At 67.4% G+C, this 25,305-nt stretch carries 20 protein-coding genes; 6 read left to right on the top strand and 14 right to left on the bottom strand.

Features of this window, described 5'->3' with window-relative positions:
- Positions 1 to 95: 95 nt before the first annotated feature.
- Positions 96 to 2,783 carry a pyruvate dehydrogenase (acetyl-transferring), homodimeric type gene (gene aceE, locus ACZLIF_RS02080; protein ID WP_128988067.1) on the bottom strand — a complete coding sequence of 896 codons (2,688 nt, stop codon included), beginning with the start codon at positions 2,781 to 2,783 and terminating at the stop codon, positions 96 to 98.
- Positions 2,784 to 3,356: 573 nt separating this feature from the next.
- On the opposite strand from aceE, the gene ACZLIF_RS02075 reads away from it, so the two are divergent.
- Together ACZLIF_RS02075 and ACZLIF_RS02070 are read left to right on the top strand one after the other, a co-directional pair.
- Positions 3,357 to 3,914: a PadR family transcriptional regulator gene (locus ACZLIF_RS02075; RefSeq protein WP_053520111.1), complete on the top strand. Its 558-nt coding sequence runs from the start codon at positions 3,357 to 3,359 to the stop codon at positions 3,912 to 3,914.
- 59 nt (positions 3,915 to 3,973) lie between these two features.
- Positions 3,974 to 4,771, top strand: a complete 798-nt coding sequence (locus ACZLIF_RS02070; protein ID WP_128988068.1) for a siderophore-interacting protein — start codon at positions 3,974 to 3,976, stop codon at positions 4,769 to 4,771.
- Positions 4,772 to 4,787: 16 nt separating this feature from the next.
- On the opposite strand, the gene ACZLIF_RS02065 is transcribed toward ACZLIF_RS02070, so the two are convergent.
- Positions 4,788 to 5,612 carry a hypothetical protein gene (locus tag ACZLIF_RS02065; protein ID WP_128988069.1) on the bottom strand — a complete coding sequence of 275 codons (825 nt, stop codon included), beginning with the start codon at positions 5,610 to 5,612 and terminating at the stop codon, positions 4,788 to 4,790.
- A gap of 181 nt (positions 5,613 to 5,793) precedes the next feature.
- Here ACZLIF_RS02065 and ACZLIF_RS02060 point away from each other — a divergent pair, with 181 nt between their 5' ends.
- On the top strand, positions 5,794 to 6,195 hold the full coding sequence (locus tag ACZLIF_RS02060; RefSeq protein ID WP_128988070.1) for a hypothetical protein: 402 nt from the start codon (positions 5,794 to 5,796) through the stop codon (positions 6,193 to 6,195).
- A gap of 103 nt (positions 6,196 to 6,298) precedes the next feature.
- On the opposite strand, the gene ACZLIF_RS02055 is transcribed toward ACZLIF_RS02060, so the two are convergent.
- Both ACZLIF_RS02055 and ACZLIF_RS02050 read right to left on the bottom strand, forming a co-directional pair.
- Positions 6,299 to 7,012, bottom strand: a complete 714-nt coding sequence (locus ACZLIF_RS02055; RefSeq protein ID WP_128988071.1) for a YceI family protein — start codon at positions 7,010 to 7,012, stop codon at positions 6,299 to 6,301.
- Positions 7,013 to 7,097: 85 nt separating this feature from the next.
- Entirely contained in the window at positions 7,098 to 7,688 is a 591-nt protein-coding gene (locus ACZLIF_RS02050) for a malonic semialdehyde reductase (RefSeq protein ID WP_053520115.1), read from the bottom strand.
- Positions 7,689 to 7,813: 125 nt separating this feature from the next.
- On the opposite strand from ACZLIF_RS02050, the gene ACZLIF_RS02045 reads away from it, so the two are divergent.
- Positions 7,814 to 8,773 carry a mitochondrial fission ELM1 family protein gene (locus ACZLIF_RS02045; protein ID WP_128988072.1) on the top strand — a complete coding sequence of 320 codons (960 nt, stop codon included), beginning with the start codon at positions 7,814 to 7,816 and terminating at the stop codon, positions 8,771 to 8,773.
- 101 nt (positions 8,774 to 8,874) lie between these two features.
- A complete protein-coding gene (locus ACZLIF_RS02040) occupies positions 8,875 to 9,441 on the top strand; it encodes a queuosine precursor transporter (RefSeq protein ID WP_053520117.1) in 567 nt (188 codons plus the stop codon).
- 111 nt (positions 9,442 to 9,552) lie between these two features.
- Here ACZLIF_RS02040 and glnE read toward each other — a convergent pair whose 3' ends face one another.
- Positions 9,553 to 12,348: a bifunctional [glutamate--ammonia ligase]-adenylyl-L-tyrosine phosphorylase/[glutamate--ammonia-ligase] adenylyltransferase gene (gene glnE / locus ACZLIF_RS02035; RefSeq protein WP_128988073.1), complete on the bottom strand. Its 2,796-nt coding sequence runs from the start codon at positions 12,346 to 12,348 to the stop codon at positions 9,553 to 9,555.
- Between the two features lie 318 nt (positions 12,349 to 12,666).
- On the opposite strand from glnE, the gene ACZLIF_RS02030 reads away from it, so the two are divergent.
- A complete protein-coding gene (locus ACZLIF_RS02030; protein ID WP_128988074.1) occupies positions 12,667 to 14,181 on the top strand; it encodes an acetyl-CoA hydrolase/transferase family protein in 1,515 nt (504 codons plus the stop codon).
- A gap of 340 nt (positions 14,182 to 14,521) precedes the next feature.
- Here the strand turns inward: ACZLIF_RS02030 and hglS are convergent, their stop codons facing one another.
- The 9 genes from hglS to ACZLIF_RS01985 all read right to left on the bottom strand — a co-directional run bounded on the left by hglS (position 14,522) and on the right by ACZLIF_RS01985 (position 25,196).
- Complete coding sequence (gene hglS / locus ACZLIF_RS02025; protein ID WP_128988075.1) at positions 14,522 to 15,883, bottom strand: 2-oxoadipate dioxygenase/decarboxylase HglS; 1,362 nt, start codon at positions 15,881 to 15,883, stop codon at positions 14,522 to 14,524.
- A gap of 100 nt (positions 15,884 to 15,983) precedes the next feature.
- Positions 15,984 to 16,472 carry a hypothetical protein gene (locus tag ACZLIF_RS02020; protein ID WP_053519656.1) on the bottom strand — a complete coding sequence of 163 codons (489 nt, stop codon included), beginning with the start codon at positions 16,470 to 16,472 and terminating at the stop codon, positions 15,984 to 15,986.
- A gap of 31 nt (positions 16,473 to 16,503) precedes the next feature.
- Positions 16,504 to 17,256: an HAD family hydrolase gene (locus tag ACZLIF_RS02015; RefSeq protein ID WP_053519655.1), complete on the bottom strand. Its 753-nt coding sequence runs from the start codon at positions 17,254 to 17,256 to the stop codon at positions 16,504 to 16,506.
- A gap of 95 nt (positions 17,257 to 17,351) precedes the next feature.
- The gene (locus ACZLIF_RS02010) at positions 17,352 to 17,759 is read right to left on the bottom strand and encodes an EF-hand domain-containing protein (protein WP_065175425.1); all 408 of its coding nucleotides are present in this window, start codon (positions 17,757 to 17,759) and stop codon (positions 17,352 to 17,354) included.
- Between the two features lie 227 nt (positions 17,760 to 17,986).
- Entirely contained in the window at positions 17,987 to 18,358 is a 372-nt protein-coding gene (locus ACZLIF_RS02005) for a hypothetical protein (protein WP_065182560.1), read from the bottom strand.
- A 71-nt stretch (positions 18,359 to 18,429) separates the two neighbouring features.
- Positions 18,430 to 19,143 (bottom strand): M15 family metallopeptidase, encoded by a 714-nt coding sequence (locus ACZLIF_RS02000; protein ID WP_081284430.1) that lies wholly within the window; start codon positions 19,141 to 19,143, stop codon positions 18,430 to 18,432.
- The gene (locus tag ACZLIF_RS01995; RefSeq protein ID WP_128988076.1) at positions 19,076 to 20,626 is read right to left on the bottom strand and encodes a serine hydrolase domain-containing protein; all 1,551 of its coding nucleotides are present in this window, start codon (positions 20,624 to 20,626) and stop codon (positions 19,076 to 19,078) included. The genes ACZLIF_RS02000 and ACZLIF_RS01995 overlap by 68 nt, the downstream gene beginning before the upstream one ends.
- A 58-nt stretch (positions 20,627 to 20,684) precedes the next feature.
- A complete protein-coding gene (locus tag ACZLIF_RS01990; protein ID WP_128988077.1) occupies positions 20,685 to 23,684 on the bottom strand; it encodes a TonB-dependent receptor in 3,000 nt (999 codons plus the stop codon).
- A gap of 51 nt (positions 23,685 to 23,735) precedes the next feature.
- Complete coding sequence (locus ACZLIF_RS01985; protein ID WP_128988078.1) at positions 23,736 to 25,196, bottom strand: transglutaminase-like domain-containing protein; 1,461 nt, start codon at positions 25,194 to 25,196, stop codon at positions 23,736 to 23,738.
- Between the last annotated feature and the right edge of the window lie 109 nt (positions 25,197 to 25,305).

Below are 25,305 nucleotides of genomic sequence, written 5' to 3'. Positions count from 1 at the left end.
GAAGAGCTCTAGTTTGGTTTTATTACTTACTAATCGCCAGTATAAAGAAAAGCGGCCAATGGCCGCTTTTCTTAAGACTTTAAAGGGGGTCTAGATCAAACCCCAACAGGATTAGCCTTCTCCGGATCAATCTTGTACTGCTTGATCGCCCGGGCCACATCCTTCGCGGTCATCTTCCCTTCCTTCGCCAGCGCCGCAATCGCAGCATGCGCGATGTAGTACCGGTCAACCTCGAAGAAGCGACGCAGGTTCGCACGCGTATCCGAACGGCCGAAGCCATCGGTACCCAGCACCGTGTACGACATCGGCACGAACGCGCGGATCTGGTCCGCATACGCACGCACGTAGTCGGTAGCGGCAATCGCCGGGCCCTGGCGGCCTTCCAGCAGCTCGGTCACGAAGGCCTTGCGCTGCTCGCCTTCCGGATGCAGGCGGTTGTGGCGCTCCACATCGAAGCCGTCGCGGCGCAGTTCGTTGAAGCTCGGGCAGCTCCAGATATCGGCGGTCACGCCGAAGTCCTTGTCCAGCAGCTCGGCGGCGGCGATGGCTTCGCGCAGGATCGTGCCCGAACCCAGCAGCTGCACGCGCAGTTCGCCCTTCTTCGGCTTGCCGGCGTCGGTCAGCAGGTACATGCCCTTGACGATGCCCTCGGCTGCGCCTTCCGGCATGTCCGGGTGGGCGTAGTTCTCGTTCATCAGGGTCAGGTAGTAGTACTCGTCTACCTGGTCTTCCATCATCGCCTTGGTGCCGTGCTGCAGGATCACCGTCACTTCGTAGCCGAAGGTCGGGTCGTAGCTGCGCACGTTGGGGATGCCACCGGCCACCAGATGGCTGAAGCCATCTTCGTGCTGCAGGCCTTCACCGTTCAGCGTGGTGCGGCCGGCGGTGCCACCCAGCAGGAAGCCGCGGGTGCGCATGTCGGCAGCCTGCCAGGCGATGTCGCCCACGCGCTGGAAGCCGAACATCGAGTAGTAGATGTAGAACGGCAGCATCGGCACGTTGCTGACCGAGTAGCTGGTACCGGCGGCCATCCACGAGCTGATCGCGCCCGGCTCGCTGATGCCCTGCTGCAGCACCTGGCCGCTCTGGTCTTCGCGGTAGAACATCAGCTGGTCGGCGTCCACCGGCTTGTACTTCTGGCCGAACGGCGCGTAGATGCCGATCTGGCGGAACAGGCCTTCCATGCCGAAGGTGCGGGCTTCGTCGGCCACGATCGGCACGATGTGCGGGCCCAGCTCCTTGTCGCGCAGGGTGATGTTCAGGCTCTGCACGAACGCCATGGTGGTGGAGTAGGTGCGTTCGCCGCTGCTCTTCAGCAGGCGCTCGTAGGTTTCCAGCTTCGGTGCGTTGAAGCTCTTGTCGGCCTTGCGGCGGCGCTGCGGCAGGTAACCACCCAGGGCGGCACGGCGCTCCTGCAGGTACTGCACTTCCGGCGAGTCCGGGCCCGGGTTGTAGAACGGCACCTGGCCGTCCTTGAGCTGCTCGTCGGTCACCGGAATGTTGAAGCGGTCGCGGAAGTGCTTGACGGCTTCGTCGTCCAGCTTCTTGGTCTGGTGGGTCGGGTTCAGCGCTTCACCGGCGCTGCCCATGCCGTAACCCTTCACGGTCTTGGCCAGGATGACGGTCGGCATGCCCTTGGTGTTCACGGCCTGGTGGTAGGCGGCGTACACCTTGTGCGGGTCGTGGCCACCGCGGTTGAGGCGCCAGATGTCGTCGTCGGACAGGCCGGCGACCATCGCGGCGGTCTCCGGGTACTTGCCGAAGAAATGCTCGCGGGTATACGCGCCGCCGAAGGCCTTGCAGTTCTGGTATTCGCCGTCGACGGTTTCCATCATCAGCTTCTTCAGGACGCCGTTGGTGTCCTTGGCCAGCAGGGCATCCCAGTAACCGCCCCACAGCAGCTTGATGACGTTCCAGCCGCCGCCGCGGAACACGCCTTCCAGTTCCTGGATGATCTTGCCGTTGCCGCGCACCGGGCCGTCCAGGCGCTGCAGGTTGCAGTTCACCACGAAGATCAGGTTGTCCAGGCCTTCACGGCCGGCCAGAGCGATGGCACCCAGGGTTTCCGGCTCGTCCGACTCGCCGTCGCCGATGAAGCACCACACCTTGCGGTCGGACTTCTCGATCAGGCCACGGTTTTCCAGGTAACGCATGAACTGCGCTTGGTAGATGGCGGCCAGCGGGCCCAGGCCCATCGACACGGTGGGGGTCTGCCAGAAGTCCGGCATCAGCCACGGGTGCGGGTACGAGGACAGGCCACCGCCGTCCACTTCCATGCGGAACTTGTCCAGCTGCTCTTCGCTGATGCGGCCTTCCAGGAAGGCGCGGGCGTAGATGCCCGGGGCGCTGTGGCCCTGGATGAACAGCAGGTCGCCGGGGTGGTTGTCGCTCGGGGCGCGCCAGAAGTGGTTGAAGCCCACGTCGTACAGGGTGGCGCCGGAGGCGAACGACGCGATGTGGCCGCCCAGGTCGCCCGGCTTGCGGTTGGCGCGGACCACGGTGGCCATCGCGTTCCAGCGGATGATCGAACGGATGCGCCATTCCAGCTCGGCATTGCCCGGGCTCTTGGCCTCGAACTGCGGCTCGATGGTATTGACGTATTCGGTGGTGGGAGAGAACGGCAGGTAGGCGCCCGAACGACGGGTCAGCTCCACCATGCCTTCCAGCAGCTGATGCGCGCGCTCGGAGCCCTCGACATCAATAACGGCCTTCAACGACTCGATCCACTCCTGGGTTTCCACAGGATTCGGGTCGTTGTTCAGCACCTCGTTCAACCAGTTCATTAGCGCTCCCATAACCGCACGCACGCGCGCGACTGTTGTATAGATATCTAGACCGCAAAGTGTAGCGCACCAAGGGCTTTCGTCACTTGGCTACGCTGGCGTATGGACGCATGCAGCCAGTGTCCGCAAGGCATGTCCCGCCTGTCTTCGGCGGGCCAGCAGGCGCGCTGCAGGCCGCTGCGGCGGGCCTTGGACCGCTTCGGGCACGTCGCGATTGCCCGCCTGGCGCATGTGCAGAACGAAGTGTTACCCAGGGCGATGACCGTTGTAGGGCACGGCCGACCGCGTGTGGGCCTACGCCGGGGGCACCGCAGCTGAATGACTGATGCGGTGTCGCGCCCGGCTCTGGACCGGGCTGCGCCGGCCGCGCAAGGTGACGGCGAGTGTTGGCACTGCCGCAACGGCCCGCCGTCTGGCTGCCTCGCTCCCTTCCACAGTGGTCCCCGGGGCGCACCGCAAGGGCGCCCTTTCTGTGTACGTGGCCCAAACGCGGCACGGTTGTGGCCGGATCGATGCTTGCCGGCGCCTGCCCTATCGATATATCGTTTCGATACTCGTTACCGATATATCGAAATGAGCCGTTCCCCTTCCCCCAGAACCCGTTCCAGCGAATCGGCCGTGCCCCGCCGCCATGGCCAGCCACGCGTGCTGAGCCGGGGCGACCTGCGCCTGCTGGTGCTGGCCCTGATCGGCGAGCAGCCGCGCCATGGCTACGAGCTGATGCAACTGATCAGCAACCAGTTCCTGCAGGCCTACACGCCCAGCGCCGGCACCATGTACCCGCTGCTGGCGAGCTTCGAGCAGGCCGGCTGGGTGGCATCGGAGGAAGTGGATGGCCGCCGGGTGTTCCGCATCACCGCCGCCGGCGAGTTCGAGCTGAAGGTGCAGCGCACCCAGGTGCGCCTGGCCCAGCGACGGGCCTTCGATCGCGCCCGCGAGATCACCAAGGCATCGCTGCCGCCGCCGCTGGCCAGCGCCCTGCGTGACTTCAAGCGGGCGCTGGTGCATCACCACGGCCGCTGGGCCGAAGGCGAGGCCGAGCAGGTGGCGGCGCTGCTGTCGCAGGCATCGGCACTGATCAACGGCACCACCGGTAGCGAGCCCACCTCTTCAACGACCCAGCCAGACTGACTCCAGCCAGGTCTCCCCCTACGCCGCGCCCCCTGCGCGACACCTTTACAGGTATTCCCATGACTGAGCATCACAACGCGCGCCTGCGCCTGGATGTGAGATTCCGCGAACTGACGGTGCTGCGCACCGAGGTGGTCACCCCGCACATGCGCCGCGTCGTGCTGGGCGGCGATGATCTGGCCGGCTTCGATTCGCCCGGCGCCGACGACCACATCAAGCTGTTCTTCCCCAACGCCAGCGGCGAAATGGTGCTGCCGGTGCTGACGGCCGAAGGCCGCAGCTACCCGGACGGCAAGCAGCAGTCTCCGGCACGCGACTACACCCCACGCTGGTGGGACCACGACGCCGGCGAACTGGCCATCGACTTCGTGCTGCACGACCAGGGCATTGCCGGGCCATGGGCCGAACGGGCGCAGCCGGGCGACAGGCTGGTGATCGGCGGCCCGCGCGGCTCGTTCGTGGTGGCCGACAGCTACGACGCCTACGTGCTGATTGGCGATGAAACCGCGCTGCCGGCCATTGCCCGCTGGCTGGACGTGCTGCCGGAGGGCGCCGAGGTGCAGGCCTTCATCGAAGTGAGCGACGAAGCCGAGCGCCAGGACCTGCCGCAGTACGAGAACGTGCAGATTCACTGGCTGGAGCGCAATGGCTTCCCGGCGGCCAGCAGCACGCTGCTGGAAGACATGCTGACCGACTTCGAGGCGCCGGAGGGCGACACGTTCTACTGGATCGCCACCGAATCGCGTCGCGCACGGATGATGCGCAAGTTCATCGAAGGCCATCTGGGCGTGCCGCGCGACTGGATCCGCTCGACCGGCTACTGGAAGGCGCACCCGGACGATACCGACGGCGACTGAGCGCGCCGCGCTGGCCTCAGTCTGCGTGAGCCGGGCATGGCCCGGCTCTGCAGCAGGCAGCCACCGGCATGCGCTCCTGTCGCCATCCGAACCGGTGCGCGGCCCAGATCTCCAGCGCCATCAGCAGCACAACGACCAGCCACGGCAGCAGCAGGCCGAAATACACGCCCGGCATCATGCCGTTGATCTGCGCTTTCACCAGCCGCAACACGCCGCGGGTGTGCAGCAGTTCGTCCACGCGCATCGTCAGCGCTTCGCGCACCACCGTCGGCTCCACGCCCAGTACACCGGCCTTGTCCACCAGGGTGTCTTCCACCAGGCCGCGCAGCACGCCTTCGCGCACCTTGCCGATCACCCAGCCACTGGCGCGTGCCAGTACGCCATCGCCCAGGCCATCCAGTACCGGCAGCGGGTGTTCGCTGAGGTAGGCCGAGGCGACGGCTTCGGCCACATCGCCCACCGTGCCTTCGCTGTGCAGCGCATCGCGCATGCGCGGGTCGTCAAGCGAGTCGGTGAACCCGTGGCTCCACTGGGCCACGAGCGTCTGCAGATGCGGCTGGAAATGGTCCATCTGCTGGAGCAGCGCGCGGTGCGCGCCCGCGGTGAAACCCAGCTGCAGGCCGAAGAAGGCGGTGCCCAGCGGCAGCAGCAGCGCGTAACTGGCCAGCAGCCAGTGATGCCAGCGCCTGCGCCGCTGCAACCAGCCGCGGCGGCGCAGCGCGTACCAGCCGGCCAGGCCGACCATGAGGCCCAGCAGCGCGCCCAGCACGCTGCCCACTGCCAGTTCGAGCACGCTCAACCCGGCCCAGAATTCGTTCAACCAGTACTGCACGTCCTGCATGGCCTTACCTTCCGTGGATGAAACAGCAGGCGATTGTAGGACCGGGTTCACCCTCGGTGGCTCTTCGGCCCATGCCACGGGGTCAGACCCCTTGTCCCACGGAGCGGCGCATGACGCCGGCATCGGATCGACCCGGGCAGATGCGACAATCGCGCTCCTTCCCAGTTGCAACGAGGCCCCTGTGGGCAAACTGACCTTGGCCGGCGTCGATGCGCTGCGCTCCCGCTTCAACGACGACGCCGCCTGTGATGGCGCGCTGGCGGCCTTCGCTGATCCGGCCGCCCTGCGTGCACCGCTGCGGGACCTGTTGGACGCCGAACACCGGTTCCTGCAGGCCGAGGACGAAGTGGCGCAGGTGGCCGATGTGCTGCGCCGCGACCAGAAGTACGCGCCGGTGGGCCGGCCGTCGGTGCATATCGTGCAACTGCGCAAGCAGCAGGCGGCGACCAGGCAGGCCGCGTTGATCGCACGTCAGGTGGTGGCGCAGGCCGCGCAGACCTTCGTGCGGGTGAGTGGCATGACGGTGAAGGCCAAGCAGAGCCCGAGCGAGGCGTGTGCAGCGTGGCTGGGCGCGCTGCGCTGAGCGCACGTACCCGGTAGCGGTCAACGCGCGTTCCCGGCGCTAAAAAAGAAGGCCCGCTTCGCAGCGGGCCTTCTGCCTTCTCACGACGAGTGAGCGGGGTGCATCAAGCCGCCGGCTTCTCGCCGGTGGCTTCGGTGGTGATGCGGATCTTCACTTCATCGCTGACGTTCGGGGCGTAGGCGCCCACGCCGAAATCGCTGCGCTTGAGGGTGGTGGTGGCATCGAAGCCGGCGGCCGGAACCTTGGCCATCGGGTGCTCGCCGCCGCCGTTGATGGTGACGTCCAGGGTCACCGGCTTGGTGATGTCCTTGATGGTCAGATCGCCAGTGACGGTCAGCTTGTTGGTGCCGGCCGATTCCACCTTGGTGCTCTTGAAGGTGGCCGCCGGGAACTTGGCAGCGTCGAAGAAGTCGGCGCTCTTCAGGTGCTCGTCGAACTTGGCGGTGAAGCTGTTGAGGCCGCTCAGCGGCAGCTTCACTTCCACGGTGGACTTGGTCACGTCGGCGGCGTCGTACACCAGGGTGCCTTCGGCGTTGCCGAAGTGCGCGCTCGGGTTGGAGAAGCCGAAGTGGCTCCACTGTGCCAGCACGTCGGTGTGGCTCGGGTCGAGCTTGTAGGTGCCCGAGGCGATCTGGATCGCTTCGGCGGCGGGCGCGGCAGCGGCAGCATCGGCAGCCGGGGTGGCGGCCGGCTGTTCGGTGGCGGCCGGAGCGGCGGCATCAGCGGCCGGGGCAGCGGTATCGGCCGGCTTGGAGCAGGCGGCGATGGCCAGGGTCAGGGCCAGCGGCAGCAGCAGCAGTTTACGGGTGGCGCTCATCTGAGGAACTCTCCGGATCGTAGGGTGGGTACAGGGTGCAGCAATGGCCCGCCGCAACCGGCGGGCCCGAAACCGATACAGCGACTTACGCGATGCGCGCCGCTTCGTCGAACGACAGACGCGGCAGGCGCGGGAACAGGCCCGCCGGGTCACCGTACCCCAGGTTGACCAGGAAATTCGACTTGATGCTGGTGCCGGCGAAGAAGGCTTCATCGACCTTGGCCGGGTCGAAGCCGGACATCGGGCCGGCATCCAGGCCCAGCGCGCGCGCGGCCAGGATCAGGTAGGCGCCCTGCAGGCTGCCGTTGCGGATGGCGGCCTCGTGGCGGCCTTCCTGCGGGCCGTCGAACCAGGACTTGGCGTCGGCGTGCGGGAACAGGTACGGCAGCTTCTCGTGGAAATCCAGGTCGAAACCGATGATGACGGTGACCGGTGCGGCCATGGTCTTGTCATGGTTGCCTTCGGACAGCGCGGGGGCCAGCTTGGCCTTGGCTTCGGCCGACTTCACGAACACGAAGCGCGCCGGGCTGGCGTTGGCCGCGGTTGGGCCCCACTTCACCAGCTCGTAAAGTTCCTGCAGCAGGCTGTCGTCCACCGGGGTGTCGAGGAAGGCATTCTGGGTGCGGGCGGTGCGGAACAGCTGATCCAGTGCGGCGGCGTCAAGCGCGTGGGACATCGGTGCATCTCCAGGGCGGCGAAGGGGAGTCAGTGCCCGCGGCGAGGCGGGGCGAAACGACCAGCCGCAGTGTAGAGTGTCGCGACTGTTGCAACACCCAGCAGGGCTGAAACGAATTAATGCCAATGGTGAAACGATCGAGCGCACCGTGGACGGTCACCGATGGCCGTGCAGGCAATGTCCGCCAGGCGGTCGCGCTGGCCTCGGCGCTGCGCCAGGGCACCTATCGGCCGGTGGTGCTGCAGCCTCGAGCGCCCTGGCGCTGGCTGTCACCACGGCGCCTGCCCGGTGACGTGAACGGCTACGGCGATGCGTTCGCGGCACTGGCTGCCGAGCCCCCTGCGCTGGCGATCGGCTGTGGCCGCCAGGCCGCCGGTGCGCTGCGCGTGCTGCGCGCCCGCGGCACGCAGGTGGTGCAGATCCTCGACCCGCGCATCGGCGCCAGGCATTGGGACGTGGTGGTGGTACCCGAGCATGATCGCCTGCGCGGCAGCAATGTGCTGACCCTGATCGGCAGCCTCAACCCGGTCGATGACGACTGGCTGGCCTGGGGACGGGCCGCGTTCGCCGGCTTCAGCACCCTGCCCGGTCCGCGCACTGCACTGCTGGTGGGCGGCCCGACGCCGCTGGCGCCGTGGGACGAAACGGCGATGGTCGGTGTGTTCCGCGCCCTGGCCGCGCAGATCCGCAGCGAAGGCGGCAGCCTGCTGGCCACCACCTCGCGACGCACCCCGCCGGCACTGGCCGAGATCCTGCGCGCGACCTTCGCCGACCTGCCGCACGTGATCTGGGGCGATGGCGGCGACGGGGTGAATCCGTATGGCGGCCTGCTCGGCTGGGCCAACCGGGTGGTGGTATCGCCCGATTCGGTGAACCTGCTCTCTGAAGCCTGCGCCACGCGCATGCCGGTGATGGTGGCGCTGGCGGAGACCGCGCAGGGACGCCTCGCCCGCTTCCAGCAGCAGCTGCACGAGCGCGGGCGATTGCAGACACGCTGGCTGGACTGGCAGTACGACCGCATCGAACCACTGCGCGAAACCGCGCGCATCGCCGCCGAGGTCAGGGCGCGGCTGGCATTGGGGTAACGCCCCACCGTTGACGGCTGGTGTGTTCCTGAACGGGTGGTTTTGGATTTGCCTTTGGCCGGGCGGATAATGGGCGATTCCCCTTGTCCTCCTGGCTCGCCATGTCCGTGCGTCCTGCCCCCGTTTTTGCCCCGCTGACCCCGCGCGCCCTGGTGCTGGCCGTGCTGGCGATGGGCGCGGTGGTGCTGCTGTCGAACGTGCTGGTGCAGTACCCGATCAACGACTGGCTGACCTGGGGTGCGTTCAGCTATCCCGTCGCGTTCCTGGTGAGCAATCTGATCAACCGCCGCTTCGGCCCGGGACCGGCCCGGCGCGTGGCCTGGATCGGTTTCGCGGTGGCGGTGCTGTTGTCGGTCTGGGTGGCGACGCCGCGCATCGCCATCGCATCGTGCTCGGCCTTCATCGTGGCGCAACTGCTGGACATCACCGTATTCGACCGCCTGCGCCGGGGCAGCTGGTGGCGTGCGCCGATGGTAGCCACCACCTGCAGCGCGACGGTGGACACCACGATCTTCTGGTCGATCGCCTTTGCCGGTTCCAGCCTGCCGTGGGTGAGCTGGGCGGCAGGCGATCTGGCCGTGAAGCTGGCCATCGGCGTGTGCCTGCTGGCGCCGTTCCGCGCGCTGCTGTGGAAGATGGCGCCGCTGCGCGCGGAAAGCGCGCGGTGATTCCGCCGGGCATGGCCCGGCGCTACCGCTGCGTTTGTTTGGATGACGCCGGCATGGCGCAGCGCGCCTGTTCGGGTAGCGCCGGGCCATGCCCGGCGGCCTCGCCGCCGATCAGCCGAACGGCAGGCCGGCCGCCCGGCAGGCCGCACTGATTGCTGCGCAGGCCGCTTCGATGGCCGGTGTGGTCGGTGCCAGCCGCGGGCGACGGTCCAGCGTGCAGGCCAGGCCCACATCCAGCAGAGTGGCATGCGCAGCGTGCAGTGCCTGCGCGGTGGCGACCGGCAGGAATTCCGCTGCGGCCAATGCATCGATCAACGACGGCGTATCGCGGGGTGACAGCAGCGCCGGTACCTGTGCACTGCGCTCGAGCACACCGGTCTGCAGCAGGAACTCCAGGTCCACCACGCCACCGGCGCCCTGCTTCAGGTCGATGCGCGCGGCATCGCTGCGGTCCAGTTCGGTGCGCATGCGCCCTCGCATCTTCAGCACATCGGCATAGAGGGTGGCGGGGTCGCGTGCACGGCCCAGGGTCTGCGCACGCACCTGCTCGAAGTCGGCCAGCAGGCTGGCATCACCGGCCACGCCGCGCGCACGCACCAGCGCCTGATGCTCCCAGGTCCACGCGCGTTCGCGCTGGTATTCGGTGTAACTGGCCAGGGACGAGACCAGCGAGCCTTTGCCGCCGTCCGGCCGCAGGCGCACGTCGATGTCGTACAGCCGACCGGCGGCGGTGACCGCACCGAGCAGGGCCATCACCTTCTGTGCCAGCCGCGCGTACCAGCGTCCCGGCTCCAGCGCGCGCGCGCCATCGCTGGCCTCCACGCCCGCCGGATGGTCGTGCAGGAACACCAGGTCCAGATCGGAACCGAAGCCGAGTTCGAGGCCCCCCAGGCTGCCATAGCCGATGATCGCAAAGCGCCCACCGGGAATGCCGCCGTGCGCGGCCTGCATGTCGGACTCGGCCATGGCCAGCACCGTGACCACCACCGCCTGCGCCAGCTCGGCCAGTTGGCGGGTGCTGTCGACCGCGCCCTGGCGGCCGTCCAGCGTGGCCATCGCCATGCGGAAACTCAGGGCCAGCCGGGTTTCGTTGAGCCAGCGCAACGCGGCTTCCGGGTCTTCGACCGTCAGCGCCTGCTGGCATTCGGCCAGCATGCCGGCCGCATCCGGCATCGGGCCGGACACGCGCACGTCCAGCAGTTCGTCCAGCAGCAACGGATAGGCCGCCAGGCGCTCGGCCAGCAGCGCGCTGCGCGCCAGCACATCCACCAGCCGCGCCAGCGCACTGGGCTGTTCGTCCAGCAGGGCCAGATAACTGGTCCGGCGCAGCACCGCCTGCAGCAGGCCGAGTACGCGCTTCAGTGCGGCATCCGGTTGCGGCGAGCGCGTGGCGGCGTGCAGCAGCGCCGGCAGCACGCGGTCCAGCCGCGCGCGCGCGGCGTCGGACAGCGACTTCACGCCGGTGCTCTGCGCGAAATCGCGCAGCGACTGATCGGCGCCGTTCGCATCGAGGAAACCGGCTTCGGCCAGCAACGGCGCGTCACTGCCACCCGGCAGGCTGCGCCAGTAGTTGGCCAGCGCGTCCGGCGCCGCCTGGCCCTTGCGCGGTGCCAGCAACGCAGCGAACTCGGTGCTGACCCGCTGCTGCTGCACGGCCAGTGCAGCGCGCAGCGCTTCCCAGTCGGGGTAACCCAGGCCCAGGGCGATGCGCTCGCGGTCGATCGCATCGCTGGGCAGCACATGCGTCTGCGCATCGCGCAGCATCTGCAGCCGGTTCTCCAGGCGGCGCAGGAACAGGTAGGCCTGCTCCAGCGATGCGCCGTCTTCGGGCGCGATCTGGCCCGCCGCCACCAGCGCCTGCAGCGCCACCAGCAGGCGACGTTCACGCAGGGCCGGTTCGCGGCCGCCACGGATCAGCTGCAGTGCCTGGCACAGGAATTCGATTTCGCGGATGCCACCGGCACCGCGTTTGATGTCTTCATGCAGTTCGCGGCGGGCGACTTCAGCCGTGATCGCAGCCTTCATCTCGCGCAGTCCGTCCAGCGCGGTGAAGTCCAGATAGCGTCGATAGACGAACGGGCGCAGCGTCTGCAGCCACGCCTCACCGGCGGCGATATCACCGGCCACGGCACGTGCCTTCAACCAGGCGTAGCGCTCCCAGTCGCGGCCCTCCCGCTGGAAGTACTGGTCCATCGCAGCGAACGACAGCGCAACGCGGCCGGCACTGCCGAACGGGCGCAGGCGCAGGTCGACGCGGTGGCTGAAGCCATCGACGGTGGTTTCATCCAGCAGCTTGGCCAGGCGCTGGCCGAGCCGCGCGAAGTATTCTTCGGCGGCCAGCGGACGCGGTCCGTCCGATTCACCGCCCTGCGGGTAGGCGTAGACCAGGTCGATGTCGGAGCTGAAGTTGAGTTCGCCACCGCCGAGCTTGCCCAGGCCAAATACGACAAGTTGCTCAACGCGGCCCTCGTCATCACGGATCACGCCGTGGCGCTGTGCGAATTCCTGCTGCAGGGCGTCCAGCGCCAGCCGCAGGCAGTCTTCGGCCAGGGCGGTGGCGCCGGCCAGGGTCTGCGCCACGTCATCCAACCCGGCCAGATCGCGCCAGACCAGGCGGGTCGACATCGCCGCACGCCAACGCCGCAGCTGCGCCGGCCATTCACCGGGCTGCACCGGGTCGAGCACCGGCGTCGGCAACGGCGGGCACCCCGGCTGGGCCAATTGCGACAACAGGCCGGGCTGCCGCACCAGCGTGTCCAGAGCGAAGTCACTGGCGATGGCCAGGTGGGTCAGCAGGGGCCGCAGGTCGGCCGGAATCAGTTCCGGAACCACCTGGGCCAGGCGCGACAGGGCACGATCAACCAGGGGCTGCAGCGCGGCGGGCAGTTCGGCGGGGGCGAGGGTCATGCGTTGATTCTCGCGGCGCCGGGCGCCTTTGCCAACGGCGGGAAGTCGCTGCGCCGCCGTCCATCGCGCGCATTCATCCTGGGCAGCGGGCAATAAAAAAGCCCGCTTGCAGCGAACTGCCAGCGGGCTCTGCTCCCTCCCCCACGTCGGGATGCAGGGCCATCCTGCGGGCTGCGAAAGGACTTTGCACGCTGCACTGCAAAACAGAACCGGCGGGTATGGATAGCCCCGCCCGCGAAAAGCCATTCCACGAAGGTAGCCCCCCCGTACGCCGGGGGATGGCCGATAATCGAGGCTCCCCCCAGAAACACTGTCGTCATGTCTGTTGATCGCATCGCCAACGCGCGTCTCCGCGACCGCGTGGTCTCCGCCGAGGCCGCAGCCGCGCTGATCCAGCCGGGTGAAACCGTGGCCATGAGCGGGTTTACCGGCTCGGGCTATCCCAAGGCCGTCCCCGTGGAACTGGCGCGCCGCATCGAAGCGGTGCATGCCCAGGGCCAGCCCTTCCAGATCAAGCTGATGACCGGCGCCTCCACCGCGCCGGAGCTGGACGGTGCGCTGGCCAAGGCCGATGGCATCGCCATGCGCATGCCCTTCCAGAGCGACCCGGATGCGCGCAACCGCATCAATGAAGGCAAGCTGGATTACATCGACATCCACCTCAGCCACGTTGCCCAGCACGTCTGGTTCGGCTTCTACGGCGAGATCGACACCGCCGTAGTGGAAGTCTCGGCCATCCGCGAGGACGGCTCGCTGGTGCCATCCACCTCGGTCGGCAACAACAAGACCTGGCTGGACCTGGCGAAGAAGGTGATCGTCGAGGTCAACGAGTGGCAGCCGGCCGGCGTCGATGGCATGCATGACATCTACTACGGCACCGCGCTGCCGCCGCATCGCAAGCCGATTCCGCTGGTCAACGCCAACGACCGCATCGGCGATACCGCGCTGCGCTGCGACCCGGACAAGATCGTGGCGGTGGTCCGCACCAACGGCCCGGACCGCAACAGCCCGTTCAGCCCCATCGATGCGACCAGCGAGCAGATCGCCGCGCACCTGATCGACTTCCTCAAGCACGAAGTGAAGCACGGCCGGCTGCCGCCGAACCTGCTGCCGCTGCAGTCCGGCGTGGGCAATATCCCCAATGCGGTGCTGGCAGGCCTGGCCAGGAGTGGTTTCCGTGATCTGGCCGCGTTCACCGAGGTGATCCAGGACGGCATGCTCGACCTGCTGCGCGACGGCGTGCTGAGCTATGCCTCGTGCACGGGCTTCGCGCTGAGCCCGCAGGCCAACGAGACGTTCAAGGAGAACATCGACTTCTACCGCGAGCGCATCATCATGCGCACGCAGGAAATCTCCAACCATCCCGAGCTCGTGCGCCGGCTGGGCTGCATCGGCATGAACGGCATGATCGAGGTGGACCTGTACGGCAACGTCAATTCGACGCATGTGATGGGCACGCGGATCATGAACGGCATCGGCGGCTCTGGTGACTTTGCCCGCAACGGGTTCCTGTCGGCGTTCCTCAGCCCGTCCACGGCGAAGAACGGCACCATCTCGGCGATCGTGCCGATGGCCAGCCACGTCGACCACACCGAACACGACGTCTCGGTGATCGTCACCGAGCAGGGCCTGGCCGATCTGCGCGGCCTGACCCCGCGCAAGCGTGCGCAGGTGCTGATCGACCGCTGCGCGCACCCGGATTTCCGCCCGCAGCTGCAGGACTACTTCGACCGCGCCAGCCGTGAGAGCTATGGCAAGCACACCCCGCACCTGCTGCCGGAAGCGTTGTCCTGGCACCAGCGGTGGCTGGATACGGGCACGATGAAGGGTTGAGGCATAGGGTTCGCCGGGCATGGCCCGGCGCTACCGCTGCATCCTTCGCCGTTTCGCTGGGCATGGCCCGGCGCTACCGTTGCGTCCTTCGCCGTTTCGCCGGGCATGGCCCGGCGCTACCGCTGCATCCTTCGCCGTTTCGCCGGGCATGGCCCGGCGCTACCGTTGCGTCCTTCGCCGTTTCGCCGGGCGCGGCCCGGCGCCACCCATGCATCCTGCGTCGTTTCGCCGGGCGCGGCCCGGCGCTACCGCTGCATCCTTTGCCGCTTCGCCGGGCATGGCCCGGCGCTACCCTTGCATTGTCCCTGGTAGCGCCGGGCCATGCCCGGCGACCAACGCATCAACCGCGCAGGCTCGCCAGTGATTCGGCCTGCAGGCGCTCGTAGATGTCGAACTCATCGTTCACCGGCACGCCCAACGCCTGCTCGAACGCTTCGCGGTTGGCATGTGCGGCATAGGCGCGCTGCTCTTCGCCCCCCAGGTTCGACTGGAAGATGCCTGCGGCGCTGACCGGCAGGAAATCCTCGTAGACGATCGGGTCGGCCACCACCAGCCCCGCCGCGATCAGGGCTTCCGCCGGCAGGTCACCGATCCCGCCAGGCGCGGCGCGGCCGGCCTCGGTCAGCTGGTAGCGGAAGTAGCCCAGACCCTCGCGGCGCAGGGTGTCATGGTCGTCCGGGAACGCTGCGAACGCTGCCTGCAGGCGCTGGCCATAGTCGCCACCGGTGCTGCCCGCACCTTCGCTGTTGCGCGCCTGCGCCAGCAGCTGGTCGTACAGCGCGCGCCCCTTCGGCGTCAGGGCCAGGCCACGCTGCTCGATCTCGCCGAACCGCGCGGTGTGGGTGCCGGCATCACCGCCCTGCTCATCGGGGAAATGCACGGCTTCTTCCAGCGCTTTGAAACTGGTCTGCCGCAGCAGGATCGGACAGGCGCGGCGCGGCGGACCTTCGATGACTGCCTTGGCGGCCATGCCCTGCTCGATCATCGCCGCCTGCGCGGCATCGATGTCCAGCGTGCGCGGGGTCAGGTGGTTGATGTGCGGGCCACGGAAGCTGACCACGTCGGCCACCAGCCGGTGTGCCTGGTGCAGCGCATGGTAGGTCGGCAGGTCGACGGTGGCGTCACCGTGCCAGCGGAAGGTCTCCAGCGCCTCCGCCACGAAGCGCTCGGCGTCGTGCTGCGACAGCCCGCCATCGCGCTCGGCCTGGTCGATCAGGGCCAGGGCGGCATCGGTGAAGATGCGGCGGCGGGCCAGGATCTGCGCGGACTGCGCACGCAGGGCTTCGTCCTCGATCAGTTCCAGGCGCAGCAGCGAGGTGAACACGCGGAACGGATTCTGCGCCAGCGCCGCACCGGTGAGCGGGCGGAACGCGGTGGAATGCACCGGCACCCCGGCCACCGACAGGTCGTAGTAGCCGACCGGAAACATGCCCATCACCGCGAACAGGCGGCGCAGGGTGGCCAGCTCCTGCACGGTGCCGACGCGGATCGCGCCGTGCCGCTCCTCGTCCAGCCGGCCGCGCTCATCGTTGCGCTGCAGCTGCGCAGCCAATGCACGGTCCTGCGCCAGCACCTGCGCGTTGATCCGCTCCACCAGTTCCACCAGCGTGCCGTACAGCGGCACTTCGGTGCGGTACATGCGGGACATGGCCTGGGCGAACAGGCGGCGGATCACATCAGGCGAAACGAAAGAGGCGCTCATCAGTCACTCGATTACGGGAACGGGGAACAGCTCGGACCCGTATTGTCGCCGGAGCGCGGGGCCGGCGGCGATATGCAGAGCAGCATGGAGCGGACCGGCGCTAGCGGTTGAGCTGGCGCTTCAGGGTGGCATCCAGGGTGATCGGCCGGTCCCAATGCTCATAGCTGGCCACGATGGCGTGGCGCACGGCGCGGTAGTGCAGGTTGTCCGGTGCCTTGGGCATCCGCTTCACCACGGCCTGCCAGCCGCCGGCCGGGTCACGGCTGAAGGCACGCACGCTGTCGCGGCAGGTCTGGCCGCTGGCCTTGGCCCAGAAGCAGGCGAAGTACAGGTCACCCGCCTGCCAGCCGTGGGTGCTGAACAGCGCGCTGACATAGCCACGCGGCACATCGGCATAGCGCGAGACCTCGTCGAGGAAGGCATCGGGGTAGCGCTCGGCGTAGTGGTTGATGTCGCGCAGCTGGGCGTCGATCCAGCGGTCGCCGGTGTCCACCTCATAGGCTGCCGAGCGTTCGGCCGTCTGCTGTGCCAGCACGGTGGCCGGCGCCAGCAGCAGGAGCATCAGCAGCGTGAGCAGGCGAGCATTCATGCCCCGATTCTGCCGCAGCCGTCGCGCCCTGTCAGGCCGCGACGCTGGCCTTGGCTTCGATCGCGGCCAGTGCGGCCGGCCAGTCCCAGGCGGTATCGGCGCTGACCATGCGCGGCTCGTCGTCGGCCACGCCATGCTGGGTCTCGTGCGCCCAGGTGACCGCATAGGGCGTATGGATGCCCCAGCCCCCGAGCGTGACCACCGGCTCGATGTCCGAGCGCAGCGAATTGCCGACCATCACGAAGCGCTCGATCGGCAGGTCGAACTCGGCCAGCACGCGGGCATAGGTCGCCGGGTCCTTCTCCGAGACGATCTCGATGCGCGGGAACAGTTCATGCAGCCGGGCGACGTTGATCTTCGCTTCCTGGTGGAACAGGTCGCCCTTGGTGATCAGCACCACCGGATAGTGCTCGGCGATGGCCGCCACCGATTCACGCACACCGTCGATCAGCTCGACCGGATGGCGCAGGGTGTCGTGGCCGATGTCGAGGATGCGCTGGATGTCCCTGGCCTCGATGCGCTGGCCGGTGATGTCGATGGCCGCCTCGATCATCGACAGCGCCATGCCTTTCACTCCGTAACCGAACACACCTAGGTTGCGCTGCTGCACTTCCAGCAGGTGACGGGCGGTCTGGGTGTCGTGCACGTCGATGTAGCGCGACAGCAGGTCAAGGTAGTCCTGCTCGGCCTTGCGGTAGTAGTCCTCGCTCTTCCACAGCGTGTCGTCACCGTCAAAACCGACCAGGCCGATGGCGCGCGCGGGCGCAGGCGTGGAGGTGTTCATCGGACAAGGATACAGGCGCGGCGAGGGCGAAAAAAACCCGGGCGGCTGGCGCCGCCCGGGTACCCATGCACCGGTTGTCCCGAATCAACGGTGGATCAGCGGCCCTGTGCGGCGCCGCCGGCACCGGCCTGCTGGGCGGCCACATAGGCCTTGTACTCATCGGCGCTCAGCTCGCCGTCCTTGTTGGCATCGGCCTGGTCGAACACCTGGGCAAGCCCGGCGTTGACCTGTGCCTCGGACTTGCTGATGGTGCCGTTGCCGTCGGTATCGATGCTGGCCCAGGTCTGGCCGCCGCCGCTGGCCTGCGCCGATGCGGCCGCCGCTGCGTCAGTGGCCTGGTTCGCGGCCTGGCCTGCCTGCGCGGCGGCCTGCTGGGCCTGCGCTGCATCATTCTGCGCCTGCGCGGCCTGCTGCTGCGCGGTCTGTGCCATGGCCGGAATGGCCAGAACGCTGCCGGCGGCGACAATCAGGGCGATCAGGGGCTTGCGGTTGCGAATGGTCATCAGGGTTGTCTCCTTGGGGTGGTGTTGCGCGGCCTGTTGTTTCCGCACGGCACCTACCCTGCCACCCCGTTTCTGAATCGATTTTGCGCCGCGACCGTCATCCACACGCGCGGTTAACCACTGCCCGGCGTGCATGCATTAGCGCGGTGGTTAGGGTGGAGTGATCGGCCCATAAGGCGAACATTCAACGCCCTTGGATTTAACCCGCAGGCAACGAAAAACCTGCGTCATTCGACGTTCTGGGACGATGACCGCGAACTGAACAACACCCATCCCAGCGCCACACCGGCGAGCGCTCCGGCAATCTCCAGCACCACGCGGCTGCCGAGTTCGTTCGGATCGTGGATGGTGGCCAGGAACAACCGCGCATACAGCGGCGACTCCAGCCGCACGATTCCCATGTAGAAGAGCTTCCATGCATCGATGCCGGCCGAGATCACCACGGCGATGACGCACGACCAGCCGATGGCATGGCCTACCGTCCAGTGCAGCAGGCGGCACAGCCGATGCCAGAGCAGGTACACCAGCAGGCCAACCAGCAATGCGATGGCGCCAGCTTCCAGGGTACCGAGCAGGCCGAAATGCAGGGGAAGATTCATCGGGTGCGCAGGAGGGGAAAGGCGGCCAGTGTACGACGGAGGGTCTCGGCGGCGCGGACCCGCCGGTGCTGCTATCGAACGGGCACGTCGTAGGCGGTCATCGGGTCCGGCTCGGGCTGCAGCGTGTAGTGCCACCACTCCTGCGCATAGTTGCTGAAGCCATGCCGGGCCATCGCCTGCAGCAGACGGGCACGGTGGGCCCGCTGTGCGTCATTGAGTCCCTCGGCCGCGGTGTGCGCCCGCGGACCGAAGAAATCGAAATCGGTGCCCATGTCCAGCGGCGTGCACGTGTCGCGCCGGCACGCCAGCAGGCCGACGTCCACGGTGGCGCCGCGACTGTGGCCCGAGCGCTCGGCGATGTAGCCTTCGCTCAACAGCTGCGGCTTTTCCAGATCCGGATACTGCAGTGACTTGCGTGACTGCTCCGCGGGGTCATGTGCCCAGGCCACGAACGCCTGCACCGCGCGCACCGGGCGATAGCAGTCGTAGATGCGCAGAGCGAAGCCCTGCGCGCGCAGATCCGCTTCGACCCGTGCCAGTGCGGTCGCGACCGGCGCCAGCAGATAACAGGCCGGCGCTTCATAGCCAGGCACGCGTGCGCCCGTGAAGTTGCCGGCGCCGGCATAGCGGATGTCCAGCTCGATTCCCGGCGACACCGTGCGGATCTCCACCAGCCCGGCCTGCGACGCATCGGTGGCCGACGATATGCGCGGCGCCTCACTGGCGTGCGCGGGGCTCGCCAGTGCAGTCGCCAGTGCGAGTGAAATGCAGATCCTGGAAGTCATAGCTGAAGTCGATGTCCGGGTCGATCGCGCGCAGTTGCAGGGACGGCACCGGGCCATCGCCGGGCTGCAGCCACGCCTGCGCGTCCTCACCCAGCGTATCCCAACGCAGCAGCCAACGCTGCTGCAGCTGCATCACCCGGGCCTGCAGGCGAGGCGATTTCTCAACGCGGAACCGCAGGCCGTCGGGGCCTGGGCACAGCCAGGCGGTTCCCAGCCACGGATCCGCATAGCGGCCCTGCCACTGCGGCAAGGCCGTGCCGGATACGGCGCGCGCACCTGCCGTCGAAGGCGCCACATGCCCCTGCGCACGCTTGGACGCCTGCGCGCGCTCCAGTTCATCGAGGTAGTCGGCGGCACGCCTGCGGTCCTGCGGCGCGGTGTACGCCTTCAGCATCGACTGCATCAGCGCCGTACGTGCCTGCTCGCCCTCGCCATTGATCAGGATCACCACGCCGATGCCACGGTCGGGCAGCAGGGCCAGCGACGAATACATGCCGGACAGGGTGCCGGTATGCGCCACCTTCCAGTGGCCATCGATGTCCGACAGGCGCCAGCCGTAGCCATAGCCATGGACGTGTGCGTTGTCCCAGCGCCGCTGCATGTCACCCAGCGGCATCGGCATGTGCAGCGTCCACAGCGCGCGCCGCTGTGGCGTGTCCAGCCAGTCCGGCACCAGGTCGGGATCCAGCAGCACCTGCATCCAGCGCGTCATGTCGCGCAGCGAGCAGCGGATGCCACCGGCCGCCATCGATGGCAGATCGGCGCTGATCTCACCGTCGGCGTTGACCACCGTCGTGCGGCCGTCGCGCCGCGCATGCGGCTGGGCGACGTTGCCGACGTCGCGCAACGACCAGCGGCCGACCTGGCAACGGGCCATGCCCAGCGGCTCAAACACCTGCTCGCGCATCAGCTGGTCATAGGGCTTGCCCCCTGCGGCAGCAGCCACTTCACCGGCGACCACGTACATCAGGTTGTCGTAGGCATAGCCGCTGCGGAAGCTGGTGACGGGTTTCAGATGCGCAAGCCCGGCGATGATGTCGGCGCGGGTGAAGGCATTGGGCTCGGGCCACAGCATCAGGTCACCGGCGCCCAGCCCCAGGCCACTGTTGTGGATCAGCAGATCACGCACCTGCATCTGTTGCCCCACCCAGGCGTCGTGCATACGGAAGCCGGGCAGATGCCGCTGCACGGGGTCATCCCAGCGCAGCCGGCCCTGCTGCACCAGCCGTGCCAGCAGCGCGGCGGTCATCGCCTTGCTGTTGGAGGCGATCTTGAACAGCGTGTCCTCATCAACGCGACCGCCATCGCCCCGCATGCCCTCGGCATGGCGGTACACCACCTGTCCCTGGTCCACCACCGCCACCGCCACCCCAGGCAGGTGCTCGCGTGCGACAACGGTGGCGATATCGGCATCAAAGCGCGCGGGCTCCGCCGACGCAGCAGGCGAGGTGGCAAGTGCAGCAAGGACGATCAGCTGAAGCACAGGCCTGCTCCCTTGTGTCATTGCCCGCGCCGCCCCTTCGAGCGGCGCGGGCACAGCGTCAGTAGCTCCAGGTTACCGTCAGCTGCGCATAGCGCGGCGACTGGAAGCCGGTGCCATAACGATACAGCGGGTTCGGCGTACCGATGCTGTCCTGCGGTTCGTAGTCCTGGTCCACCGTCACCACACGCTGCTGGTTGAGTACGTTGTACACCGCCAGCTTCAGGCGCAGGTCGGTGGGGATCGGCACCTTGTACGACACGCTGACGTCGAGGTCGTAGGTCCACGGCGTGCGGCCATCGCCACCGCGCGGGGAATGCACGAACACGCGCTCGGACGGCACGCTCGCCTGGCAGTTGGACACGCACACGTAGTAGCTGTGGAAGTCGGTATCGTCGAACGGATTGCCGGCGCCGAAGCGGGTGATCGGGCTGCCCGACTGCACGCCCAGCGTCGCCGCCACGCTCAGGTTCTCGGTCAACGCATAGCTGCCACGGAACTTGAACTGATGCCGCCGGTCATTGGCCAGGTAGCCATAGCCGCCGTAGTTCACCCAGGGGTTGTCGAAGTTCTCGGTACGACCGGCATCGGCGAAGTCGGTATCGGAGTTGACCGGGCCTTCGGCGTTGCCACGGCCGTAGGCCAGCGTATAGGACGCATTGAAGCCCCACTTGCCATCCCAGGCGCGATCGACCTGCAGCTCCAGCGCCTTGTAGTCGCGCTTGGGCTTCACCCAGCCGCGCTGGCCAACATAGTTGCCGTCATCGTCATACAGCGCCCAGCCTTCCTTCGACGTATCGATGCTGATCCAGCCGTCGTTGCTGCCGTCGCAGTTGGTATCGCCCCAGACGGTATTGCTGCGCCCGGGATTGCCCATGATCCAGACGCTGTCGATGGCACCGCACTGGCCGGTGGCGGTGATGTTCATGTCATCGATGGCGTTGTGCAGGCGCCGATAGGTCACGCTGGCACCGACCGACCAAGCTTCGTTGATCATCTGCTGGAAGCCGAGGATCGCCTCGTCCTGGTAGACCGGGTCCATGTCCCGGTTCACTTCGGCACGCAGGTCCGGCACGCTGCCATCACCCTGCGAATTGTCGACCGGCCCGATCTGCGCCCCCAGGTTCGGCACGTTGTTGGCGGCACCGCTATAGCCGAGGAATTCGTACCAGGTGCGTTCGTCCAGGAAGCCACCGGCCTGCTTGATGTTGATGACGTTGGCCACCGGCAGGAAGTAGCGGCCAAGGTTGCCGAACACCTTGGTGGTGCCATCACCGCGCACGTCCCACGCGAAGCCCAGGCGCGGGGCCAGCATGTCGTCGATCTTGATGTAGCTGCTGCCGTCGCCGCCCTTGTTGTCGAAGGCTTCCAGGCGCAGGCCCATGTTCAGCAGCAGGTTCGGGGTGACCTGCCAGTTGTCTTCCAGGTAATACGCCGAGTTGATGGTTTCAAACGAGCCATCCACTTCATACCGGCGGGTGCGCGCGACCAGGCCACTGGCCGGCACGATGCCCCCATTGAGCGAGCTGCCCGGCGTGCGGTAGTAGATGTCGTAGCGGAAACCACCCGGACCGGGATAGGCGCGGCTGTAGTCGGAGGTGTTCTCTTCGCGGTCCAGGCCGAAGCGCAGCAGATGGTCGCCCAGGGTCCACTCGAAGTCGGCGCGTGCGGCCTTGCGCGTATCCAGTGCCGATTCCAGCAGCGAGCTGCTGGTGCAGCTGCGGTCGCCCTGCAGCTGCGAGGGCACGCCCTGGCTGGCGGTACGGTTGTCGAACACGCGGTTGCAGTTTTCGTCCATCAACGAGCTCTGCGCGCGGTTGCGCTTGTTCTCGCCATACATCAGCTTCATGGTCAGGTCGTTGTTGACCTGCCAGCTGTAGGTGCCCGACCAGTTCCTGCCGCCCACGGTGTTGTAGATCTGGTTGCTGCGCTCACCTACCGTCTGGCCACTGGCATAGTCGTAGTTGTAGACATCGGTAAGCGTCTTGCTCTTGTCCGAGAAGCCGAACAGCGACAGCATCTGGTTGTCGGTGATCTGCCAGTCGATCTTGCCGCCCCAGAACGGGTCATCGGCCTTGCCCTGGCTCAGGCGCGTACCAGCGTCGTTGGTCGAGGTTGGCCGGTAGTCACGGGCCTCGTACATGCCGAAGAAGAACAGCCGGTCCTGGACCAGGGCACCGGAGGCGAACACGTTGAGCGCACTGCGGCTGTAGTCGTCGCGGCTGGCGCTGATGTAGCGGCTGCCTTGGCCGTCATAGCGGTCGCGGGCCTGCGACTGCCACGCGCGGGGTTCGAACACCAGCTCGGCACCGGCCTTGAAGTCGTTGCTGCCCGAGCGGGTGACGGCGTTGATGACGCCACCGGTGCTGCGCCCGAACTCCACCGAATAGCCTCCGGTCTTGACCTGGAACTCCTGGTAGAAGGAGAACGGTACTGACGAGAAGCCCACCCGGTTGTAGAAGTCGGTGACGTTCAGTCCATTGATGTACACGGTGTTCTCGGCCACTGACGAGCCGCCGAACGAAATGCCCTGCCCGCCCAGCGAGCCCTTGCCCTTCACTGCGCCCGGCGCCAGCAGCGCGACGGCGGTGATGTCACGGTCCACCGGCAGGCGCGACAGCTCCTCGCGGGTGATGTTGGTGGCCGATTCGGTGGACTTCACATCCACCATCGATACCACCTGCGGCGCGCGCACCTCCACCGTTCCCAGGGTACTGACCGCACCCAGCGGCACATTGACGGTGGTTGCGCTGCCCAGTCCGACGGTGACCTGGCCGACGCGGCTGGCACCGCCGCCGGGCAGGCTCACCTCCATCTCATAGGTGCCCACCGGCAACAGCGGAATGCGATAGCTGCCGTTGGCATCGGCCTGTACCGAGCGGACGAAGCCGGTGGCCGGATTGCGCACCGTGACCGTGGCGCCGGCGGGAACCTGGCCGGCATCGCTGACCAGCCGGCCGGCGACGGAGCCATCCTGCGCGAAGGCGCCGGGCGCGATCACGCCCAGACAGGTACCCAGGGCGACGCACAGCGCCGCCCGCTTGATGTTGTATGCCTTCATCCCCTGCTCTCTCCTGCAAGAATTGAATGGTGCCGATGGTGGTGTGTCGCGCTAGCGTTGCCCGGCGGGCAGTACCTGCCACTGGAAGTCGTAGCTCCATTGGTCGAAGTACAGGTTGCCGCCTGCCCACTCGGCCTCGCCGCGCTGCGAGTCGACCGTTTCCGAGCGGAAATGCTGTTTGGCCGGCACAAACGGCTGGCCGAAATCGTCGTTGAAGGCGATGCGGTAGCCGTCGAGGCCACCCAGGTAGAAATCGCGCAGCGCAGGTACATCGCTGGCCAGTGCACCGGTGGTCACATCCATCGGCAGCCAGCCATACGGCGCCAGATAGACCTGTCCCCAGTCATGCAGGTTGTTGTAGCCGCTGCCATCGTCGGAGAACACCATGCCCGACTGCCAGCGCGCGGGAATGCCGTTCATGCGCAGCAGCGCGATCAGCAGCAGCGTCTGCTGGCCGCAGTCGGCATGGCCGGCACGCAGCGCGTAGTCGCTGATGTTGCTGAGGGTGGAATACTCGCGTGCGCCGGCCCATGGGATGCGATCGACCGCCGCGAACAGCCTGCGCACGATCTCGTAGGGGCGTGTTTCGCCCTGCAGCACCTGGTCGGAGAACAGTTTCAATGCCGGCGTGAAACGCACATGCGGCAGCTGTTCGCTCAGGTAGGGCTGCAGCGCGGCGTCGGCCGGTGTCGGCTGCACCCGGGCCGGATCGATTGCCGTGTGGCGGGCGAACAGGGTGACGGCATAACGGATCTCGAAGCGCGTGGGCTGCCTGGCGACGGCCTTCGCTTCCAGATAGGCGGTGCGCTGCAGGGTACCGGCGGGTGCCACGCGTGCTTTGTCCGGTGTACTGCCAAGCCATTGCACGCGCTCCTGCTGGCCCGGAATCTCGCGCGGATAGGGAATCCAGGCGCGAACGGTTTCGCCCGCCGGGACCGCATCGGCCTTGACCGTGAGCGACTGCGTGAACGCGATGCGCTGCGGCAGCACCGAGCCCTGACCGCTTTGACCGGCAGCAGCAACGACACGTGCGTGGTGCGCGTTGAGCACTTCATTCGGGCCCGGAGACGGCATCGGTGCATCGGCGCGGCGGCGTGCACGCGCTTCATCGCTGAGCAGGAACAGGTTCGAGGGCGCGCGCTTGAAGTACGCGCGCCTGCCATCGATATCGAGGTGCTCGATCAGCCCCAGCTGGTCCCAGCGCGCGAACTCCTCGTCGGTCAGATCCGGAATCCAGCGACGCACCGCCGCTTTGGCCGCCGCTTCGTCGAGGGAAAAATCCAGGCGGATGCGGCGCATGCGCTCGCGCTGGAATGCGTCTTCGGCAGCATCGCGCCCGGTCGCCAGCAGCGCCTGGGCGTCGCTGAAGCGCCCGCTGTCGATCAGGTCGATCACCTGCAGCTGCCGGCTGTCGCGCGCGTCTGCCGCGTGCGTGGCCGACGCCCACAGCAGCAGCGCGGCACACAGGCCGGCGGCGGCAGGCAGACGCGGTTTGCGAACGGCAGGATCCACAGCGACACTTCCCAAGCGCGGGTGGTAACGGCTGTGTAACACGGGCCGGAGGACCGGTCAATAATTTATTCTTGCTTTCGCGAGCGAAAGGAATAAATATTCCTTAAGG

Source organism: Stenotrophomonas sp. 2201_Sma (assembly GCF_056486685.1).
Note: the sequence above shows the minus strand (reverse complement) of the source record. Positions and strands in the feature narration are given on the sequence as shown.

Bases quoted from the DNA above. Each gene is read 5' to 3' on its own strand.
- aceE (WP_128988067.1), bottom strand. From the start codon at position 2,783: ATGAACTGGTTGAACGAGGTGCTGAACAACGACCCGAATCCTGTGGAA.
- ACZLIF_RS02075 (WP_053520111.1), top strand. From the start codon at position 3,357: ATGAGCCGTTCCCCTTCCCCCAGAACCCGTTCCAGCGAATCGGCCGTG.
- ACZLIF_RS02070 (WP_128988068.1), top strand. From the start codon at position 3,974: ATGACTGAGCATCACAACGCGCGCCTGCGCCTGGATGTGAGATTCCGC.
- ACZLIF_RS02065 (WP_128988069.1), bottom strand. From the start codon at position 5,612: ATGCAGGACGTGCAGTACTGGTTGAACGAATTCTGGGCCGGGTTGAGC.
- ACZLIF_RS02055 (WP_128988071.1), bottom strand. From the start codon at position 7,012: ATGAGCGCCACCCGTAAACTGCTGCTGCTGCCGCTGGCCCTGACCCTG.
- ACZLIF_RS02050 (WP_053520115.1), bottom strand. From the start codon at position 7,688: ATGTCCCACGCGCTTGACGCCGCCGCACTGGATCAGCTGTTCCGCACC.
- ACZLIF_RS02045 (WP_128988072.1), top strand. From the start codon at position 7,814: ATGGTGAAACGATCGAGCGCACCGTGGACGGTCACCGATGGCCGTGCA.
- ACZLIF_RS02040 (WP_053520117.1), top strand. From the start codon at position 8,875: ATGTCCGTGCGTCCTGCCCCCGTTTTTGCCCCGCTGACCCCGCGCGCC.
- glnE (WP_128988073.1), bottom strand. From the start codon at position 12,348: ATGACCCTCGCCCCCGCCGAACTGCCCGCCGCGCTGCAGCCCCTGGTT.
- ACZLIF_RS02030 (WP_128988074.1), top strand. From the start codon at position 12,667: ATGTCTGTTGATCGCATCGCCAACGCGCGTCTCCGCGACCGCGTGGTC.
- hglS (WP_128988075.1), bottom strand. From the start codon at position 15,883: ATGAGCGCCTCTTTCGTTTCGCCTGATGTGATCCGCCGCCTGTTCGCC.
- ACZLIF_RS02020 (WP_053519656.1), bottom strand. From the start codon at position 16,472: ATGAATGCTCGCCTGCTCACGCTGCTGATGCTCCTGCTGCTGGCGCCG.
- ACZLIF_RS02015 (WP_053519655.1), bottom strand. From the start codon at position 17,256: ATGAACACCTCCACGCCTGCGCCCGCGCGCGCCATCGGCCTGGTCGGT.
- ACZLIF_RS02010 (WP_065175425.1), bottom strand. From the start codon at position 17,759: ATGACCATTCGCAACCGCAAGCCCCTGATCGCCCTGATTGTCGCCGCC.
- ACZLIF_RS02005 (WP_065182560.1), bottom strand. From the start codon at position 18,358: ATGAATCTTCCCCTGCATTTCGGCCTGCTCGGTACCCTGGAAGCTGGC.
- ACZLIF_RS02000 (WP_081284430.1), bottom strand. From the start codon at position 19,143: ATGACTTCCAGGATCTGCATTTCACTCGCACTGGCGACTGCACTGGCG.
- ACZLIF_RS01990 (WP_128988077.1), bottom strand. From the start codon at position 23,684: ATGAAGGCATACAACATCAAGCGGGCGGCGCTGTGCGTCGCCCTGGGT.